The sequence below is a fragment of the Glycocaulis albus genome (assembly GCF_014639075.1).
GTDB classification, from domain to species: Bacteria; Pseudomonadota; Alphaproteobacteria; order Caulobacterales; family Maricaulaceae; genus Glycocaulis; species Glycocaulis albus.
Window position 1 is genome coordinate 88395 of record NZ_BMFS01000005.1, and the last position, 17442, is coordinate 105836.

A 17442-nucleotide genomic window follows, 5' to 3' on the forward strand; every position below is an offset into this window, starting at 1 on the left:
CCCTTCTTGCGGTCGTTTTTTTTGGTCTATGGTGAACAACCCGGTTTACTAGCGATTCTGTCAGGCGGGAGGCTGCGCTAGCCGGGCTTTCCGCCAAATCTGGTCAAAAGGCGATAGTGATGAAGCTCACGATAGAGCGCGCGGCCCTCCTGAAAGCGCTTGGACACGTCCAGGCGGTGGTGGAACGGCGCAATACCATCCCGATCCTCTCCAACGTGCTGATCAATGCCAATGGCCAGCATATGCGCCTTACTGCAACCGACCTTGATACAGAGATCGTGGAAGAGGCCCCCGCCCATGTGGAGCGGGCCGGTATCGTCACGGCTCCGGCGCACACGCTCTACGAGATTGCCCGCAAACTGCCCGAAGGGGCGGATGTGACCTTGCAGATGGCCGGCGACGATCCGCGCCTGCAGCTTTCCGCAGGGCGCTCGCGCTTCAACCTGCCGGCACTGCCCGCCGGCGACTTCCCGGTCATGCCGACCGAGGACCTCGCGACCAGCTTCTCCCTGCCGGCCGCTTCCTTCGCCCGTCTCATCGACAAGACCCGCTTTGCGATCTCGACGGAAGAGACGCGCTATTATCTCAACGGCATCCATCTGCACGCCGCCGAGCGGGATGGCCGCAAGACGCTGCGCGCTGTCGCGACCGACGGCCACCGTCTGGCGTTGGCCGAAACCGATCTGCCCTCTGGCGCCGAGGGCATGCCGGCCGTCATCGTGCCGCGCAAACCCATTCAGGAACTGCGCCGCCTGCTCGAAGACGTGGATGATGATATCCGCGTGCAGGTCTCCGAAGGCAAGATCCGCTTCGAGCTGGGCGCCGCCGTGCTGACCTCGAAACTCATTGACGGCACCTTCCCGGACTATGAACGCGTGATCCCGCGCGGCAATGACAAGATCATGAAGGTCGACCGCGCCCCGTTTGCGCAGGCCGTCGACCGGGTGGCCACGATCAGTCAGGAGAAGTCCCGCTCGATCAAGCTCACCGTGTCGGATTCCACGCTTGTGCTGGCGGTCAACAATCCCGAAAGCGGCACGGCCAGCGAAGAGCTGCATGCAGATTACGCGTCCGATGAAATCGTGATCGGCTTCAATGCGCGCTATTTGCTGGATGTGGCTGCGCAGATCGCTGGCGATGAAGCCATGTTCGAGTTTGCCGATTCCGGCTCGCCCACGCGCGTGACCGATTCCGGCGATCCGGACGCCGAATACGTGCTGATGCCGCTGCGGGTGTAGGGCCGGTTCTGGCAGTGCCGGGTTCCCGGCGCGCAGCGCCGCAAGCGCGAACGCGCGCCGGCGACTTTTCGCGGAACATCGCAACGCGGATGCGTTGCGGAGCTAAAGAGCGGCTTCTGCGGTGCCGGCTGGAGTAGTTCGCAATGACTAAGGCAAGCCGCGCCGCCGTCACCCGCCTGAAGCTCACCGGCTTTCGCAATTACGCCTGGCTGGACCTGACGCTGGATTCGCGCCCTGTCTGCCTGTTCGGGCCCAATGGCGCTGGCAAGACCAATCTGGTTGAAGCGGTATCGTTTCTGGGACCGGGCCGGGGCTTGCGTGCCGCCGGTTCCGACGCGGTGCGCCAGCGGTCTGGCGAAGGCGAGGCACCCGTCTGGGCGGTACATGCCGAGGCCGAAACGGTAGACGGCCCGGTCACGCTGGCAACCGGTGCTGACCCCGATAATCCCGCGCGCCGAAAGACGCGCCTTGAAGGGGTCGCCACCACCCAGACCCAGCTCGCGCGCCTGTTTCCGATGATCTGGCTCACCCCGCGCGAAGACCGGCTCTGGGCAGGCCCGCGCAGTGACCGTTTGCGGTTTTTTGACCGGCTGGTGCTGGCTGGCGAGCCGGGCCACGGCACGCAGGCCAACGCGTATGACAAGGCGATGCGTGAGCGCCAGCGCCTGCTGGAGCGTATGGATGAAGGCCTCAGCGTTGATCTGTCATGGCTGGACGCACTCGAAGCCAAGATGGCTGAAGCTGGCACCGCGATGGCGCGTGCGCGCCTGTCGGCCCTGAATGCCCTGCAGGGCGAGATTGATGACCGCCCGGCATCTGCCTTCCCGAAGGCCGATCTGGCACTCTCCGGCTATCTGGAGGGGCTTCTGGGCGAGGATGAGGCGGCGGCTGAAGCCCGCTTCGCCGAGCGCCTGAAAGACACGCGCCGCAAGGATGGCGCGGCGGGCCGGGCGCTGACCGGCCCCCATCGCACCGAGCTGGAGGCGCGCCACCGGGAGAAGGATCAGGTTGCGGCGGACTGTTCAACCGGCGAGCAGAAAGCCCTGCTGCTGGGATTGGCGCTCGCTCATGGCGCGGCGCTGGCGCGTGAGCGCGGGGCAGCGCCGGTGATGATCTTTGATGAGGCGTGCGCGCATCTCGACTCTGACCGGCGAGAAGGCCTCGCGCGCGCGATTGCCGCGATTGGCTGCCAGGCCTGGCTGACCGGCGTGGAGAAGGGCCTCTTCGAGGCGTTCGGGGAGGGCGTGCAATATGTCAGCGTGGAGGCGGGGAGGGCAGTGCGAGGGTAGTTGCGTGCTTCGTACCGCGTTTTCCCGACGAAAGTCGGGATCCAGAAAAGGACTGGGCACCGGCTTTCGCCGTGGAAACGAGGGGACAACTACCCCTTCAATTTCCGCAACCGCTCCTTGGATCCCTCATGGATCAGGCGCAGCTCGTCCAGCGTCTCGTCGATCTGGCGGCGCTTGTCCTCCAGTTCGGCGATCTTCTCGCCCGTGCGCTCGATCACATAGCGCAGCTGGCGCTCGCGGCCCTCGCCCTCACGGCCGAAGAGTTCGAGGAAGGTGCGGATTTCCGACAGTTTCGAGCCAATGGCCTTGGCGCGCAGGATGAGCGAAAGGCGCTGGCGGTCGGTCTCTGTATAGATGCGCTGCGTGCCGACGCGCTTCGGGCTGATGAGGCCCTTGTCCTCATAGAAGCGTATAGTGCGCTGGCTTATGTCGAAATGCGCGGCCAGATCGGCGATCCCGTAAAGGGTTTCGCCTGTCTCATCCGCTTTCATGCTGGCCGATGCCTGAGCCATTTTCACGCTGCCTGACGCTTACAAGAACTGCTTGACGTATACGTAAGCATGCGCCAGCCTGAAGGAGATGACAAGAGCCCCGTCAGACGGGCCAGTCAGGGAGGAGATGCACGCCAGTGACCGCCAAGGGGTATGACAGCGTATTTCGCGATGATCTGTTTGCCGGCAAGACGATAGTAGTCACTGGCGGCGGGTCTGGCATTGGCCGCTGCGCGGCCCATGAGCTGGCAAGCCTTGGCGCAAAGGTGATCATTACCGGGCGCAAGCCGGAAAAGCTGGAAAGCGTCGCCGCCGAAATCGCCGAGGATGGTGGCATCTGCCACATGGCGGGCTTTGACATCCGTGATGAAGAGGGCGTGAAGGCCGCGGTGGCGGAGATCGTCGCCGAACACGGCCCCATCCACGGCCTCGTCAACAATGCGGGCGGGCAATTCCCGGCGAACCTGCAGGACATTTCCAAGAAGGGCTGGGACGCGGTCATCGCGACCAATCTGACCGGCGGCTTCCTGATGATGCGCGCCGTGTTCGAGGCCTCCATGGCCGAACATGGCGGGGCGGTCGTCAACATGACGGCAGACATGTGGAACGGCATGCCCGGCATGGCCCATTCGGGCGCCGCGCGGGCGGGCATGTCGAACCTCACCAAGACTGCCGCCTTCGAGTGGGCGCAATATGGCGTGCGGGTGAACGCAGTGGCGCCCGGCTGGATCGCCTCATCCGGCATGGATACCTATGGCGGTGCGGTGCGCGCCATGATTCCGCATCTGCGCCAGCACTTGCCCGCCAAACGCATGGGCACAGAGGCGGAAGTGTCCTCTGCCATCGTGTTCCTGCTTAGCGAGGGCGCGAGCTTCATCACCGGCGTGACGCTGGCCATTGATGGCGGTGCGCCGCTGGGCAGCGCAGTCTTCCCGCTGCCCGATCACGAGAAAAGCACCGCCTATAATGGCTTCCACCGGGCGGTGGATCCGGAAGTCCTGCGCGGAGGCGGAAACTGATGCCCTTACTGGTCTCCCGCATCAACGCCTCCAGCGATGAGTTTCGCGCCAATGCCGACAGGATGGCCGAGCGCCTCGCCGAAGTGCGCGCGCTGGAAGAGAAGGTCCGCGCCAATTCAGAGCGCAAGCGGGCCGACTTTGAAAAGCGCGGGCAATTGCTGCCCCGCGAGCGCGTAGCGCGGCTCCTTGACCGGGATGCCCCCTTCCTGGAGCTATCGCCTCTGGCGGGCCTGAAAATGCATGATGATGACGGGGACAAGGGCGCGTCGGGCGGTGGCTCCATTGTCGGCATCGGACAGGTGTGCGGCAAGCGCGTCATCATTGGCGCGTCCGATAGCGCCATCAAAGGCGGCACGGTCGCGCCGATGGGCCTGAAAAAGGCCCTGCGCGCGCAAGAGATCGCGTTAGAGAACAAGCTGCCCATGATCCATCTGGTGGAGTCCGGCGGCGCAAACCTGCTCTATCAGGCCGAGATTTTCGTCGATGGCGGCCGCAGCTTTGCCAATCAGGCGCGGCTTTCGGCGGCCGGCATTCCGCAGATCGCCGTCGTGCATGGCTCGTCGACGGCAGGCGGGGCATATCTGCCGGGCCTGTCGGATTATGTCGTGCTGGTGAAGGGCAATTCGAAGATTTTCCTAGCCGGACCGCCGCTGGTCAAAGCTGCGATTGGCGAGGACGCGGACGATGAAAGCCTTGGCGGGGCAAAGCTCCATGGCGAGGTGACAGGCCTTGGCGAATATGTCGCCGAGGACGATGCGCAGGCCATCGCCTATGCCCGCGAGATCATGGACAAGCTGAACTGGGATGGCGCCACCCCGCCGGGGCAGGGTGCGCCGCCCAAATTCGCCAGCGAGGAATTGCTGGGCGTTGTCCCGGCCGATGACCGCACGCCCTATGATGTGAAAGAGGTTATCGCCCGCATTGTGGACGGGTCGGACTTCCTGGAATTCAAGGCGCGCTATGGCGCGGAGACGGTGTGCGGTCATGCCCGCATTGGCGGGCACCTCGTCGGAATTCTCGGCAATAACGGCCCGATCCAGCCCGAAGGCTCGATGAAGGCGGGCCAGTTTATCCAGCTTTGCGACCAGTCCGGCACGCCGCTCATCTTCCTGCAGAACACCACCGGCTACATGGTCGGCTCGAAGGCAGAGGCTGACGGTGCGATCAAGCATGGCTCGAAAATGATCCAGGCCGTCGCCAATGCGCGCGTCGCCAAGATCACCATCGTGCTTGGCGGTTCCTACGGGGCGGGCAATTACGGCATGTGCGGGCGCGGGTTCGATCCGCGCTTCATCTTCGCCTGGCCAACCGCGCGCACCGCCGTGATGGGCGGGGCGCAGGCCGCCAGGGTGATGGAGATCATCACCCGCGCCAAGAATGAGCGCGCCGGCCAGCCGACCGATGAGGATGGCCTGAAAGCCATGAGCGACATGATCCGCACCGGGCTTGAGGAGCAGTCCTACGCCCTCTTTGGCACGGCGCGGCTGTGGGATGACGGCATTATCGACCCGCGCGATACCCGCGCCATCCTCACCGAGAGCCTGAATATCTGTGCCGAGGCTGATGCCCGCACGCTGAACGCCAACACGTTTGGCGTGGCCCGCTTCTAGACCCTTAAAGGAACGCTCCCATGCAGTTCACCACCGAACATAACCAGCTTCGCGATACCATCGCCAAATTCATCGCGACCGAGATCAATCCGCACGTGGAAGAGTGGGAGAAGGCGGAAGAATTCCCCTCCCACGAGCTTTTCAAGAAGATGGGTGATCTGGGCCTTCTGGGTCTGCGCTGGCCGGAGAAGTTCGGCGGGGCGGGGCTCGATTTCTCCTATGCGCTGGTGCTCGCCGAGGAGCTGGGCCTGGTCAATTGCGGCGGTGTGCCGATGGCGATTGGCGTGCAGACCGACATGGCAACGCCTGCGCTGGCCAATTTCGGCTCTGACGAGCTGCGCGCCGAGTTTCTGGCCCCTGCCATCTCCGGCGATGCGGTGGTGTGTCTTGGCGTGTCGGAGCCGGGCGGCGGGTCTGACGTGGCGGCGCTGAAAACCACAGCTAAATCGGACGGAGATGATTACGTCATCACCGGCACCAAGATGTGGATCACCAATGGCATGAAGGCCGACTGGTGCTGCCTTCTGGCCAACACGTCCGACGGTCCGGCTCACGGCAACAAATCCCTCATCATCGTGCCGATGAATTCCAAGGGCATTACGCGCCAGAAAATCCACAAGATCGGCATGCACTGCTCGGACACGGCCCAGCTCTTCTTCGATGAAGTGCGGGTGCCCAAGCGCAACCGGATCGGGGATGAGGGCGCAGGCTTCCTCTACCAGATGCTGCAATTCCAGGAGGAGCGCCTGTTCGGCGCGGCCTCCTCGCTGAAAAGCCTCGACCGGGCGATTGATCTGACCATCGAATATACGCGCGACCGAAAGGCGTTTGGCCATTCGGTGCTGGACAATCAGGTTGTCCATTTCCGCCTTGCTGAACTTCGCACCGAGGTGGAGGCGCTGCGCGCGCTGACCTACCGCGCCGTGGCGGATTTCATGGAAGGCAAGGACGTGACCCGGCTCGCCTCCATGGCGAAGCTGAAATGCGGCCGTCTGACCCGCGAGGTTGCCGATAGCTGCCTGCAATACTGGGGTGGCATGGGCTACACGTCCGATAACCCCATTGCCCGCTCCTTCCGCGATGGCCGCCTGATCTCCATTGGTGGTGGCACCGACGAGATCATGCTGGGCATTATCTGCAAGCTGGAAGGCACTCTTCCCAAGCGCCGGAAGGACTGATGAGCGCGCCCGAGACAATCCTGATCGAAACCCGTGCCGGGGTGCGTCATGTGACGCTGAACCGGCCGGAGACCCGCAACGCCATGTCGCTGGCCATGGTGGACGAGCTGTTGGCCGCGCTCAAAAGCGCTGAAAGCGACGGCGTGCGCGCCATCGTCCTCAAAGGCGCAGGCGGGCATTTCTGCTCCGGCGGGGATGTGAAGGATATGGGCGCGGCCTATGCAGGCCCCGGCCCGGATGGGCAGGACCCGGCGGCGAAGGTCAACGCCCAGTTCGGCCATTTATGCAAAGCCTATGCGGAGACCGGCCTGCCGGTGATCGTGGTGCTGGAAGGCGCGGTAATGGGCGGCGGGTTTGGCCTGGCGTGCGTGGCCGATGTGGCGCTGGCACGCGAGACGGCACTGTTCCGTCTGCCTGAAACCGGGCTTGGCCTCGTCCCGGCGCAGATCGCGCCTTTCCTCGTGGAGCGGCTCGGCTATTCCGAAGCGCGTCGCCTGGCCGTCACGGGCGGGAAAATCGATGCGCTGGGCGCGTTGCGCCTGCGCCTCGTCCATGGTGTGCACGAGGGCGAGGATGCGATGAATACGGCGCTGGAATCCGTTCTCACCGACATCCGCAAAGGCGCGCCGGATGCGATCGCGCAAACCAAGCGCCTGATGCGCCGCGCGCGGCTGCATGATGCCGGTTCGCTTATTGATGACGCGGCGAAGGTGTTTGCCGCTGCCGTGCGCAGCGAGGAGGGAGCCGAGGGGCTTTCTGCCTTCATCGAGAAACGCCCCGCCAAATGGGTGCAGGGATGAGTGCCAGCCACATTTCATTCCCGCGTCATTCCGGGCGAGCTTGCGAGACCCGGAACCCAGTCCTTCATAAACTCTGGGTTCCGGATAACGCCTTCGGCGTTTCCGGAATGACGCAAAATTGGGCCGGTATTGATGGAGATGCCGCGCCATGACCACTCCCATCAAATCCGTTCTGGTGGCCAATCGCGGCGAGATCTCCGTGCGGGTCTTACGCTACGCCAAGAGCCGCAATATACGCGCCATCGCCGTCTATTCCGACGCCGATGCGGACGCCCTGCATGTGCGCGAAGCGGATATCGCCGTGCATATCGGCCCGGCAGCGGCGTCGGCAAGCTATCTCAATATCGACGCGATCATAGCGGCGGCGAAGGAAACCGGCGCAGACGCCATCCATCCCGGCTATGGCTTCCTGTCGGAGAACGCTGCCTTCGCGCGGGCGTGCGCCGCTGAAGGCATTGTCTTCATCGGCCCGCCACCCGAAGCCATCGAGGCGATGGGCGACAAGGCGCGCGCCAAGGCGCTGCTGGCGGCTTCCGGCATATCCATGGTGCCCGGCTGGCAGGGCGAGGATCAGTCCGACGCCAATCTGATCAAGCAGGCTGACGCTATCGGCTATCCGTTGCTGATCAAGGCGGTGGCAGGCGGGGGCGGGCGCGGCATGCGCGCGGTGAACTCCAGCGCCGGGTTTGCAGAGGCGCTTGTGTCCGCTCGGCGCGAGGCCAAATCCGCCTTCGGCGACGATGCCGTTCTGCTGGAAAAGCTGATCACACCGGCCCGCCATGTGGAGGTGCAGGTCTTCGCCGACACCCACGGCAATACGATCCATATCGGCGAGCGCGACTGCTCGGCCCAGCGCCGCCGCCAGAAAGTGATCGAGGAAGCCCCGTCGCCCGCCGTCAACGAGACCTTGCGCGCCGCCATGGGCGCAGAAGCGGTGCGGGTGGCAAAGGCGGTGGGCTATGTCGGCGCCGGCACGGTGGAATTCCTGCTCGATGCGGACGGGAAATTCTACTTCCTGGAGATGAATACCCGCCTGCAGGTCGAACATCCCGTGACCGAGGAAGTCTTCGGGATGAACCTTGTCGAGTGGCAGTTCATCGTTGCCATGGGCGGCCCATTGCCCGTCGAGCAGGAGAGTGTGGCGCCGTGGGGCCATGCCATTGAGGTGCGTCTCTATGCCGAAGACCCGCTGGACGGGTTCAAGCCGCAATCGGGCGTCATTGCCTATTTCGACCCCGAACGTGCCATGCGTGAAACGCGTATCGATACCGGCTTTGTCACTGGCGACACGGTGTCGACGGCCTATGACGCCATGGTCGCAAAGATCATCAGCTACGCGCCCAGCCGCGGCGAGGCGATTGATCTGCTGATCGCCGGATTGGCGAAGGCGCCGATGCTGGGGGTGAAGACCAATCGCGATTTCCTCATCCGGCTGCTCGACAGCAAGGCTTTCCGCACGGGCGCGGTGACGATTTCTGATCTGGACGACTGGGCGGCGTCCGTCAGCGGTCCGTTCGCGCCAGAGTCTGTACCCGGCGAAGCGATTGCGGTGGCGGCCGCGCTGCTGGCCTCACCTGCCCAGGGCGCGGTACGCGGCGGGTCGGTCCGAAGCTTCACCCTGCCGCTGGAAGCCGATCGCGAGGCGATGGACGTCTTCGTCGAGCAGGATGGCGCGCACGCCGTCACAGTGAGCCTTGGCGACGCCCGCCATGCCATCACCCTGCTGGAGGAAGACGCACCATACTTGCGCTACCGCCTCGACGGTGTGGACCGGCAGGCCTGTGTGGCTGAAGGCACGGACGGCACGCTCCACATCGCGCTCGACTGCCGTATCGTCGCGGTGCGTGAGCCCTCCGCTTTCAGTGATGCCAGCGCCGCCGATCCGTCGCGCATTACCGCTCCCGTCTCCGGGGCACTGGTGGCTGTGAATGTGAAGCCCGGCGATGTGGTGAAGGCGGGCGATGTGCTCGCCCTGATGGAAGCGATGAAGATGGAAATGCGCCTCACCGCCGCTGCCAACGGCGTGGTGAAGGCGGTACACGCCGCCGCCGGCCAGCAGGCCGCAGGCGGCACGCTTCTGATCGAGCTCGAACTTGAAGGACAAAATCCATGAGCAAGGCCGTCATCACCTGCGCGATCAATGGCGTGCTGACTAATCCCAAGCAGCACCCCGTACCTGTGACCCCTGCTGAAATGGCGGCGAGTGCGCGTGAGGCCTACGATGCCGGCGCCGCCGTCATGCATGTGCATTTTCGCATGCAGGAAGAGGGGCTTGGCGGTTTCCCCAGCTGGGATCCCGATCTGGCGCTGGAAATGTGCGAGGCGATCCGCGATGCCTGCCCCGGCGTCATCATCAACCAGACGACCGGCATTGTCGGTCCGGACGTGTCCGGGCCGGTGGCCTGCATCCGCAAGGTCAAACCGGAAATCGCCGCGTGTAATGCGGGCTCACTGAACTATCTCAAACTCAGGAGTGACGGGTCATGGGCCTGGCCGCCCATGATGTTCGACAACCCGGTGGAGAAGATCCAGACCATGATCGATGCCATGGCCGAAACCGGCGCCCACCCGGAGTTTGAATGCTTCGATGTCGGCATTGTCCGTTCGGTCAACATGTACATCGAGAACGGGATGGCCCCGTCCGCCCACTACAACTTCGTGATGGGTGTGGCCTCCGGCATGCCGTGCGATGCGCGCCTGCTGGAGCTGCTGACCGAATACAAGCGCGAAGGCGACCCTTGGCAGACGACACTCATCGGGCGCACAGAGATCTGGCCTGTGCATCAGCGTGCGGCGGAACTGGGCGGCATGCTGCGAACCGGGCTGGAGGACACGTTCTACCTGCCGGACGGGGAACGCGCATCAGGCAATGGCGCGCTGATCGAAGCTCTGGTTCAATGTGCCAGGAATGCGGGCCGGGAGATCGCCTCCCCGCAAGAAGCCCGTGCACTGATGAAGCTTGGGGGAGGATAAAATGGTAGCCGCGACGGCCTCTGATCTGCCACGTCTTGCGGGAGGCAGGCGCTTCCCATCAACCCCGGCGCGCGTACTCGAAAATGGCGAGACGGAGCCGGACGCGCCCGCCTATGTCTTTCACAATGGCGGGGACTGGGAAACGCGCAGCTGGTCTGAGTATTCGGCAGAGGCCAGACAGGCCGGACGCGCGCTTCTGGCGCTGGGTTTCGGCAAGGACCAGTCCGTTGCCATTCTGGGCTTCAACCGGCCGGAATGGACGATTATGGCGAACGCCGCGATGATGGCGGGCGGCAAGCCGGCAGGCATTTACTGGACCAGTGCCCCGCCCGAGATCGCCTACATTCTCCAGCATTCCGAAAGCCCGGTCTATCTGGTGGAAGATGCCGGTCAGGCTCGTCAGGCGCTGGAGCTGAAGACTGATTGCCCGAACCTTGCCCACATCATCGTCATGCGCGGAGCAGAGGCCCCTGAAGGCACGATGAGCTGGGACGCCTTCATGGCGCTCGGCACCGAGGATCACGAGGCAGAGCTGCTCGCCCGCCTCGATGCGCTGTAAGAACATGGCGTGGCGACGCTGATCTACACCTCTGGCACCACCGGACCGCCCAAGGCCGTGATGCTCAGCCATGGCAATATCGCGTGGAGCGCGTCCGCCCTGATCGAGATGTTTGGCCGCAAGAAAGGCGATCGCTCGCTTTCCTATCTGCCGATTGCCCATATCGCCGAGCAGCAGGCCTCGGTCCACAATCACGCCGCGGCGGGCGGCACGCTCTGGTTTGCGCGCTCCATGGAGACGCTGGCCGAGGATCTGAAAGCCTGCCGGCCCACCATCTTCTTCGGTGTGCCGCGCGTCTGGGAGAAGATGGCCGAAACCATTCAGGGGCGCCTTGCCGAAGCCACCGGTACCAAGGCGAAAATGGCGAAATGGGCCATGGATACCGCCCGTAAGGTCAATCTGGCGAAGATTGACGGCAAGCCGGTATCGCCGCTTCTCTCCCTGCAGAAAGCCCTTGCCGGCAAGCTGGTCCTGTCCAAGGTCAAGGACGCGCTGGGCCTCGACAAATCGCGCATGCTGATCTCCGGCGCCGCGCCGATTTCGCCGGAAGTCCTGCGCTTTTTCGCCGGGCTCGATCTGGTGATCTATGAAGGTTACGGCCAATCGGAAACCTCCGCCCCGTCCACCTTCAATGCGCCAGGCGCGGTGCGCCTCGGCTCGGTGGGCAAGCTGGTCCCGGGCATGCAGTCACGCGTTACCGAGGAGGGAGAGCTTCTCGTCAAGGGCCCGAACATCTTCAAGGGCTATATGAAGAATAATGACGCTACGGCCGACAGCTTCACTGGCGATGGCTGGATGCGCACCGGGGACGTGGTCAATATTGATGATGACGGCTTTGTCTTCATCACCGGGCGGATCAAGGACATCATCATCACGGCAGGCGGCAAGAATATCACCCCGGCCAATCTTGAAACCGATCTGATGAATATCGCGCTGGTGGAGCATGCCGTCGTGGTCGGCGATGCCAAGCCCTACCTTTCTGCCCTGCTGACCTTGAGCGCGGACGGTCTGGCCGCCTTTGCCAAAAAGCATGGCCTTGAAGGCGATATTCGCAACCACCCCAAGGTGATCGAGGCGCTGCAGGATGGCGTCGACCAGCTCAATACCCGCCATGCACGCGTGGAAAACATCCGCAAGTTTGCTGTGCTCCCCGGCGCATTCAGCGTGGAAGGCGGCGAGTTGACCCCCACCATGAAGGTCAAGCGCAAGGTGGTGATCGAGCGCAACCGGGAGATCGTCGAAAGCCTCTATGCCAAGTGAGATGGCCTTGCCCGAACGTGTGGACACGCTCCTCATCGGGGCGGGCATGTCCGGCATCGCCATGGGCTATCACCTGAAGCAGCGCGGGCTTGAGGACTTCATAATTGCCGAGAAGTCAGACGGATTTGGCGGGGTCTGGCGCGATAACCGCTATCCGGGCGCCGGCTGTGATGTGCCGAGCCATCTCTATTCCTTCTCCTTCGCACTCAAATCCGACTGGAGCCGGAAATACGCGCTAAGGGACGAGATACTCGAATATTTTGAGACTTGCGCAGAGCGCTTCGGACTTGGTTCGCATCTGCGCGCAGGCATAGCTGTCCGCTCACTGACATTCGATGAAGGCGAAGGCCGCTGGCAGGCGCGCTTTGCCGATGGACGCCAGACCAGCGCCCGCGTGGTCATCAGCGCTGTGGGTCAGCTTTCCGAGCCCTTCACGCCTGAGATTGACGGTCTTTCAGATTTCGCCGGGCCGGTCCTGCACACGGCGCGCTGGGACCGTTCCGTGAAGCTCGGCGGCCAGTGCGTGGCCCTGATCGGCAACGCCGCCAGCGCCATCCAGCTATTACCGGAAGTGAGTGAGCGGGCGCGCGAACTGACCGTCTTCCAGCGCACGCCCAACTGGATCATATCCAAGCCGGACCGCGCGTTCACTTCGGTCGAGAAATGGGCCTTCGCGCATATTCCCGGCTGGCAGCGCCTCTATCGCTGGGGCAGCTTCCTGATCCATGAATTGCGCTATCCGGCGCTGGTCAGGGGCTCTCTCGCCAGCCGCTTCACGCGCTGGACAGGCAGACGGAAAATCAACAAGGGAATCAAGGATCCGGATCTGCGCGCGAAGCTGATGCCGGACTACTCACCCGGCTGCAAGCGCATCCTGCTGTCCAATGACTATTTCGAGGTCATGCAGCGCGAGAATGTTCGTCTCGTCACCGATGGTATCGCCCGCGTTCTTCCCGACGGCGTGGAGACGGCCAGTGGCGAGATCGTCCCCGCGGATACGCTGATCATGGCCACCGGCTTTGTCACCACAGAATTCCTGCCCACGCTGGAGGTGACGGGCGCCGATGGCCGCTGCTTGCGTGATGTATGGGGCGCGTCCCCGCGTGCCTACAAGGGCGTGGCGGTCGCGGGCTTTCCCAAACTCTTCCTGCTCTACGGGCCGAATACGAATCTCGGCCACAACTCCATCATCTTCATGGTGGAACGCCAGGCGGAATATGTCGCCGACAAGGTTAGCCTGATCATCGATGGCGGGCTGAAATCCCTCTCCGTCCGGCCAGACGCAGAAAGCCGCTATAATGCGGAGCTGCAAACGCGCCTCTCAAAGACTGTCTGGGCCGGAGACTGCCCTTCCTGGTACAAGACAGCGGACGGCGTCATCACGCAGAACTGGGAAGGGCTGGCTTACCGCTTCGCCCGCACGCTAAAGCGCAATGATGATGGGGACTGGGAAGCGGTTTAGCGTATCCCTCGTCCTTCGAGACGGCCTTTCAGGCCTCCTCAGGATGAGGGGAAGCTCGCGTGCGCTCTCAAGCCAGCTGCAATTCCACCCAGACGCGCGCCCGGTCAATTGCCCAGTCGGCTTCGGGGATGAGGGGTGAGAATATCTGGAAATCATGCCACATGCCTTCCCAGACTTCGCACTCCACAGGGACGCCCGCCGCTTCCAGCTTCTCGGCCAGACGCGTGGAATCGCTCAGGAGGATCTCGTCCGACCCCACCTGAATGAGGGTTGGGGGCAAGCCGTGGAGGTCTGCAAAGAGCGGTGAGGCTTCAGGGTCAGTGCCGGGCCGTCCGCCCAGATAGAGCGCCCCGCCTGCACCGAGATAATCCGGGTTGAGCATCGGATCACGCAGCGCCCTGGTTTTCACGCTCTCGCCGCTCATCGAAAGGTCTGTCCACGGCGAGAGCAGATACAGCGCATCGGGCACACGCCTGCCCGCATCGCGCAGGCGTATGGCCGCAGCCAGCGCCAGACCGCCGCCGGCGGAATCGCCGGCCAGGATCACCGGCCCGGTCTCATTTGCCATCACAGCTTCCAGAGCCGCCACCGCGTCCTCGATTGCAGCGGGGCAGGGGTGTTCAGGCGCCATGCGGTAATTGACCGAAATGGCGTTCAGGGAAAACGCGGCCGCCATGCGTGCGACCAGTGCGCGGTGGCTGAGCGCCGAGCCACGCGAATATCCCCCGCCATGCAGATAGACCAGCATGCCGTTACGGGCGCTTTCCGGCGCGAAGGCGAGCGCATCAAGGCCGCCAATCTCGGTGCGTGCCACTTCCACATCCTTCGGCATGGGCAATTGCCGGCCTGCCTTGTCCATGCGGGCCCGTGCGTGCTCGGCGCTGGTGGCGGGTGACAGGCTGGATCTTCCGGCCTTGCGGGCCATGCGGCGGCCCAGGAATGAGCGCAGGCGCAGCCCCTTGCGGGCGGGAATGGTCTCGATGGTCATACAGGTTCACGCCCCTCTGCAATGATGCGCTCCGCCCATCCGGCAAAATCGCTCATAGCCTGCTCATAGCCGATATCGTTCAGTGTTTCGTGCCTCCCCTTGGGATCATGACGCATGGTCACGCGCGTGAAGCGGTTATTGTAAAGCCGTCCGGCGAGAATCTTGACCGCCTTGCCATTATTGGTGGCCGGGTCAGCCCCGCCACCGGCCAGATGGATCGGCAGGTCGCGCGCCATGTTCTCCAGCCGCGCGCCATCCTCGCCGCGTTCAAACCCGTTGACGAAATCCCGCCACAAAAGGCGCGAGGCCGGCCAGCCGCACATCGGATCGGCGATATAGGCGTCGACCTCCTCGGGGATACGCGACAGCCAGTCGCAATCGGTACGCGCCTTGCGCACGCGCTTGCCCCAGGCCTCAAAAGTGAGTGCGTTCAGCCACAGGCTCGGCTCTGACGGCTTCCGGACAAAACCTTCCAGCCACAACACCGCCCGCATCAGCCCGGCAAGGCTCCCCAGCGCCAGATTGGCGTTCCACACGGCCACGCCGGCCAGCGAGCCGTGTTCGTCCATGGCCTGATTCATGGCGATCACCCCGCCCATTGAATGGCCGAACACGATCACGGGCAGGCCGGGAAAGCGTTTCTGCATGTGCCCGCGCACAAAGCGGGCATCACCCATAAGCTTGTTCCAGCCGTCCTTGAGCGCATAGACGCGCGGCGGCGCATCCGGCGCGCTCGTCTGGCCGTGGCCACGATGGTCATGCGCGCTGACGTGAAAGCCGCGGCCGGAAAGATAGCGCGCGAAGCGTTCATAGCGCCCGCCATGCTCGGCAAGCCCGTGATGGATCATCACGATGCCCTTTGCCGGGCCCTGGGCCTCCATGACCCGCAGCGCCAGGCGCGCGCCGGTCGCGCTGTCCACGAAGTCTGGCTGGAACCCGCTCATCATGCCCCCTTACGCTTTGCTTTGATGAGTTTAGCCTGCATTCTGATACCGCTGCCACCGTCTTGGCATCATGGGGAGACGCCATGCTCAGCCGCTCGCGCAAAGTGCCTGCCATTCTGGCTATCGATCAGGGCACGACCTCCAGCCGCGCCATGGTGTTCGGCCTTGAAGGCAGCGTAATCGCGCTGGCGCAGGAAGAATTCACGCAAGTCTACCCCAAGCCCGGCTGGGTGGAACATGACCCGGAAGTGATCTGGGCGACGGTCCTCTCCACCGCGCGCAAGGCGATCAAGGCGGGCGAGGCGAAAGGCTATGAGATCACCTGCCTTGGCGTGACCAATCAGCGCGAGACGACTCTGGTCTGGGACCGCCAGACCGGTGAGCCGGTGCATAATGCGATTGTCTGGCAGGACCGGCGCACGGGCGAGGCGTGCGCGAAGCTGGAGGCCGATGGCGCGGGCGCGATGGTGGCCGGCAAGGCCGGGCTGGTGCTGGACCCGTATTTTTCCGCCACGAAGATTGGCTGGATCCTCGATAATGTGCCGGGCGCACGCAAGAAGGCCGAAGGCGGAAAGCTCGCCTTCGGCACGGTGGAGAGCTTCCTCATCTGGCGGCTGACCAGGGGCAAACGCCACATCACAGACGCCACCAATGCCAGCCGCACCAGCCTTTATGATCTTGAAGCGCAGGACTGGGACGCAGAGCTCTTGCGCCTGTTCAATATACCGCGTGCCATCCTGCCTGAAGTGGCCGATTGCGCAGGCGAGCTGGGTGTCGCCGACAAGTCCGTCCTCGGCCATGCGATACCGATTACTGGTGCTGCCGGCGATCAGCAGGCCGCCGCTATCGGTCAGGCCTGTTTGTCGCCGGGCGAGATGAAATCGACCTATGGCACCGGCGCCTTCATGATCCTCAATACGGGCGAGACGCGCGTGACCTCGCAGAACCGCCTGCTGGCGACGACCGCCTGGCGGCTGGAGGGCAGGTCCGCCTTTGCTTTGGAGGGGTCAGTCCTCTCTGCCGGAGCAACGATCCAGTGGCTGCGTGACGGACTGGGGCTAATCTCCAAGGCGTCTGAGGTGGAGGCGCTGGCGGCAAGTGCCGACCCGGATGCGCCGGTCTATCTGGTGCCCGCCTTTACCGGCCTTGGCGCGCCGCACTGGCAGCCGGAGGCGAGGGGGCTCATCACCGGCCTGACGCGCGGGGCAGGCCGGGCGGAGATTGCACGGGCGGCGCTGGAATCCACCGCCTTCCAGACCCATGATCTGCTCACCGCCATGCGCGCTGACGGTGCGCAAACGCTCACCTTGAAAGTTGATGGCGGCATGGTGGCCAATGCCGCCTTCCTGCAGCGGCTGGCTGATATCTGCGATCTGGAGGTGGTGCGGCCGGTGAATACGGAAACGACCGCCTGGGGCGCGGCTTTTCTGGCAGGCCTCGGGGCCGGGCATTTTGCCTCCATCAGCGAGGCTGCGAGTCTGTGGAAAGCCGATCAGCGCTTCGCTCCGACGGCGGATCCGGGCTGGCGGACGCGCCATCTGGCGGGGTGGGCGGACGCGCTCCGGCGCACCACAATGTAATAATATTACATCAACGTGGAATCCGGTCATGGACTTGTGCAGCGCACGCGC

14 protein-coding genes and 1 pseudogene are annotated in these 17442 nt (G+C 63.9%); 12 read left to right on the top strand and 3 right to left on the bottom strand.

Annotation, left to right across the window (positions count from 1 at the left end):
- Nucleotides 1-119: 119 nt before the first annotated feature.
- Both dnaN and recF read left to right on the top strand, forming a co-directional pair.
- Nucleotides 120-1238 carry a DNA polymerase III subunit beta gene (gene dnaN, locus IEV75_RS06920; protein WP_188451831.1) on the top strand — a complete coding sequence of 373 codons (1119 nt, stop codon included), beginning with the start codon at nucleotides 120-122 and terminating at the stop codon, nucleotides 1236-1238.
- Between the two features lie 143 nt (nucleotides 1239-1381).
- The gene (gene recF, locus IEV75_RS06925; RefSeq protein WP_188451832.1) at nucleotides 1382-2527 is read left to right on the top strand and encodes a DNA replication/repair protein RecF; all 1146 of its coding nucleotides are present in this window, start codon (nucleotides 1382-1384) and stop codon (nucleotides 2525-2527) included.
- A gap of 89 nt (nucleotides 2528-2616) precedes the next feature.
- Here recF and IEV75_RS06930 read toward each other — a convergent pair whose 3' ends face one another.
- Entirely contained in the window at nucleotides 2617-3039 is a 423-nt protein-coding gene (locus IEV75_RS06930; protein WP_188451833.1) for a MerR family transcriptional regulator, read from the bottom strand.
- 116 nt (nucleotides 3040-3155) lie between these two features.
- On the opposite strand from IEV75_RS06930, the gene IEV75_RS06935 reads away from it, so the two are divergent.
- The 9 genes and pseudogenes from IEV75_RS06935 to IEV75_RS06975 all read left to right on the top strand — a co-directional run bounded on the left by IEV75_RS06935 (nucleotide 3156) and on the right by IEV75_RS06975 (nucleotide 13879).
- Complete coding sequence (locus IEV75_RS06935; protein WP_188451834.1) at nucleotides 3156-4037, top strand: SDR family oxidoreductase; 882 nt, start codon at nucleotides 3156-3158, stop codon at nucleotides 4035-4037.
- On the top strand, nucleotides 4037-5647 hold the full coding sequence (locus IEV75_RS06940) for an acyl-CoA carboxylase subunit beta (RefSeq protein WP_188451835.1): 1611 nt from the start codon (nucleotides 4037-4039) through the stop codon (nucleotides 5645-5647). Before IEV75_RS06935 ends, IEV75_RS06940 begins: the two co-directional genes overlap by 1 nt.
- A 20-nt stretch (nucleotides 5648-5667) precedes the next feature.
- On the top strand, nucleotides 5668-6825 hold the full coding sequence (locus tag IEV75_RS06945; protein WP_188451836.1) for an acyl-CoA dehydrogenase family protein: 1158 nt from the start codon (nucleotides 5668-5670) through the stop codon (nucleotides 6823-6825).
- A complete protein-coding gene (locus IEV75_RS06950) occupies nucleotides 6825-7625 on the top strand; it encodes an enoyl-CoA hydratase/isomerase family protein (RefSeq protein ID WP_188451837.1) in 801 nt (266 codons plus the stop codon). The genes IEV75_RS06945 and IEV75_RS06950 overlap by 1 nt, the downstream gene beginning before the upstream one ends.
- Nucleotides 7626-7773: 148 nt before the next feature.
- Nucleotides 7774-9738: an acetyl/propionyl/methylcrotonyl-CoA carboxylase subunit alpha gene (locus IEV75_RS06955; protein WP_188451838.1), complete on the top strand. Its 1965-nt coding sequence runs from the start codon at nucleotides 7774-7776 to the stop codon at nucleotides 9736-9738.
- Complete coding sequence (locus IEV75_RS06960; protein WP_188451839.1) at nucleotides 9735-10598, top strand: beta-keto acid cleavage family enzyme; 864 nt, start codon at nucleotides 9735-9737, stop codon at nucleotides 10596-10598. Before IEV75_RS06955 ends, IEV75_RS06960 begins: the two co-directional genes overlap by 4 nt.
- Before the next feature lies 1 nt (nucleotide 10599).
- Nucleotides 10600-11892 (top strand): annotated as a pseudogene (locus IEV75_RS06970) (AMP-dependent synthetase/ligase); the annotation flags it as partial.
- A 60-nt stretch (nucleotides 11893-11952) separates the two neighbouring features.
- Nucleotides 11953-12417: a hypothetical protein gene (locus IEV75_RS14075; protein ID WP_444542680.1), complete on the top strand. Its 465-nt coding sequence runs from the start codon at nucleotides 11953-11955 to the stop codon at nucleotides 12415-12417.
- Between the two features lie 7 nt (nucleotides 12418-12424).
- Nucleotides 12425-13879, top strand: a complete 1455-nt coding sequence (locus tag IEV75_RS06975) for a flavin-containing monooxygenase (protein WP_188451842.1) — start codon at nucleotides 12425-12427, stop codon at nucleotides 13877-13879.
- 67 nt (nucleotides 13880-13946) lie between these two features.
- Here the strand turns inward: IEV75_RS06975 and IEV75_RS06980 are convergent, their stop codons facing one another.
- Nucleotides 13947-14867 carry an alpha/beta hydrolase gene (locus tag IEV75_RS06980; RefSeq protein ID WP_188451843.1) on the bottom strand — a complete coding sequence of 307 codons (921 nt, stop codon included), beginning with the start codon at nucleotides 14865-14867 and terminating at the stop codon, nucleotides 13947-13949.
- Nucleotides 14864-15814, bottom strand: coding sequence for an alpha/beta fold hydrolase (locus IEV75_RS06985; RefSeq protein WP_188451844.1), 951 nt, complete (start codon nucleotides 15812-15814; stop codon nucleotides 14864-14866). The genes IEV75_RS06980 and IEV75_RS06985 overlap by 4 nt, the downstream gene beginning before the upstream one ends.
- A gap of 80 nt (nucleotides 15815-15894) precedes the next feature.
- Between IEV75_RS06985 and glpK the strand changes: the two genes are divergently transcribed.
- Nucleotides 15895-17391 (top strand): glycerol kinase GlpK, encoded by a 1497-nt coding sequence (gene glpK, locus IEV75_RS06990; RefSeq protein ID WP_188451845.1) that lies wholly within the window; start codon nucleotides 15895-15897, stop codon nucleotides 17389-17391.
- Nucleotides 17392-17442 lie beyond the last annotated feature (51 nt).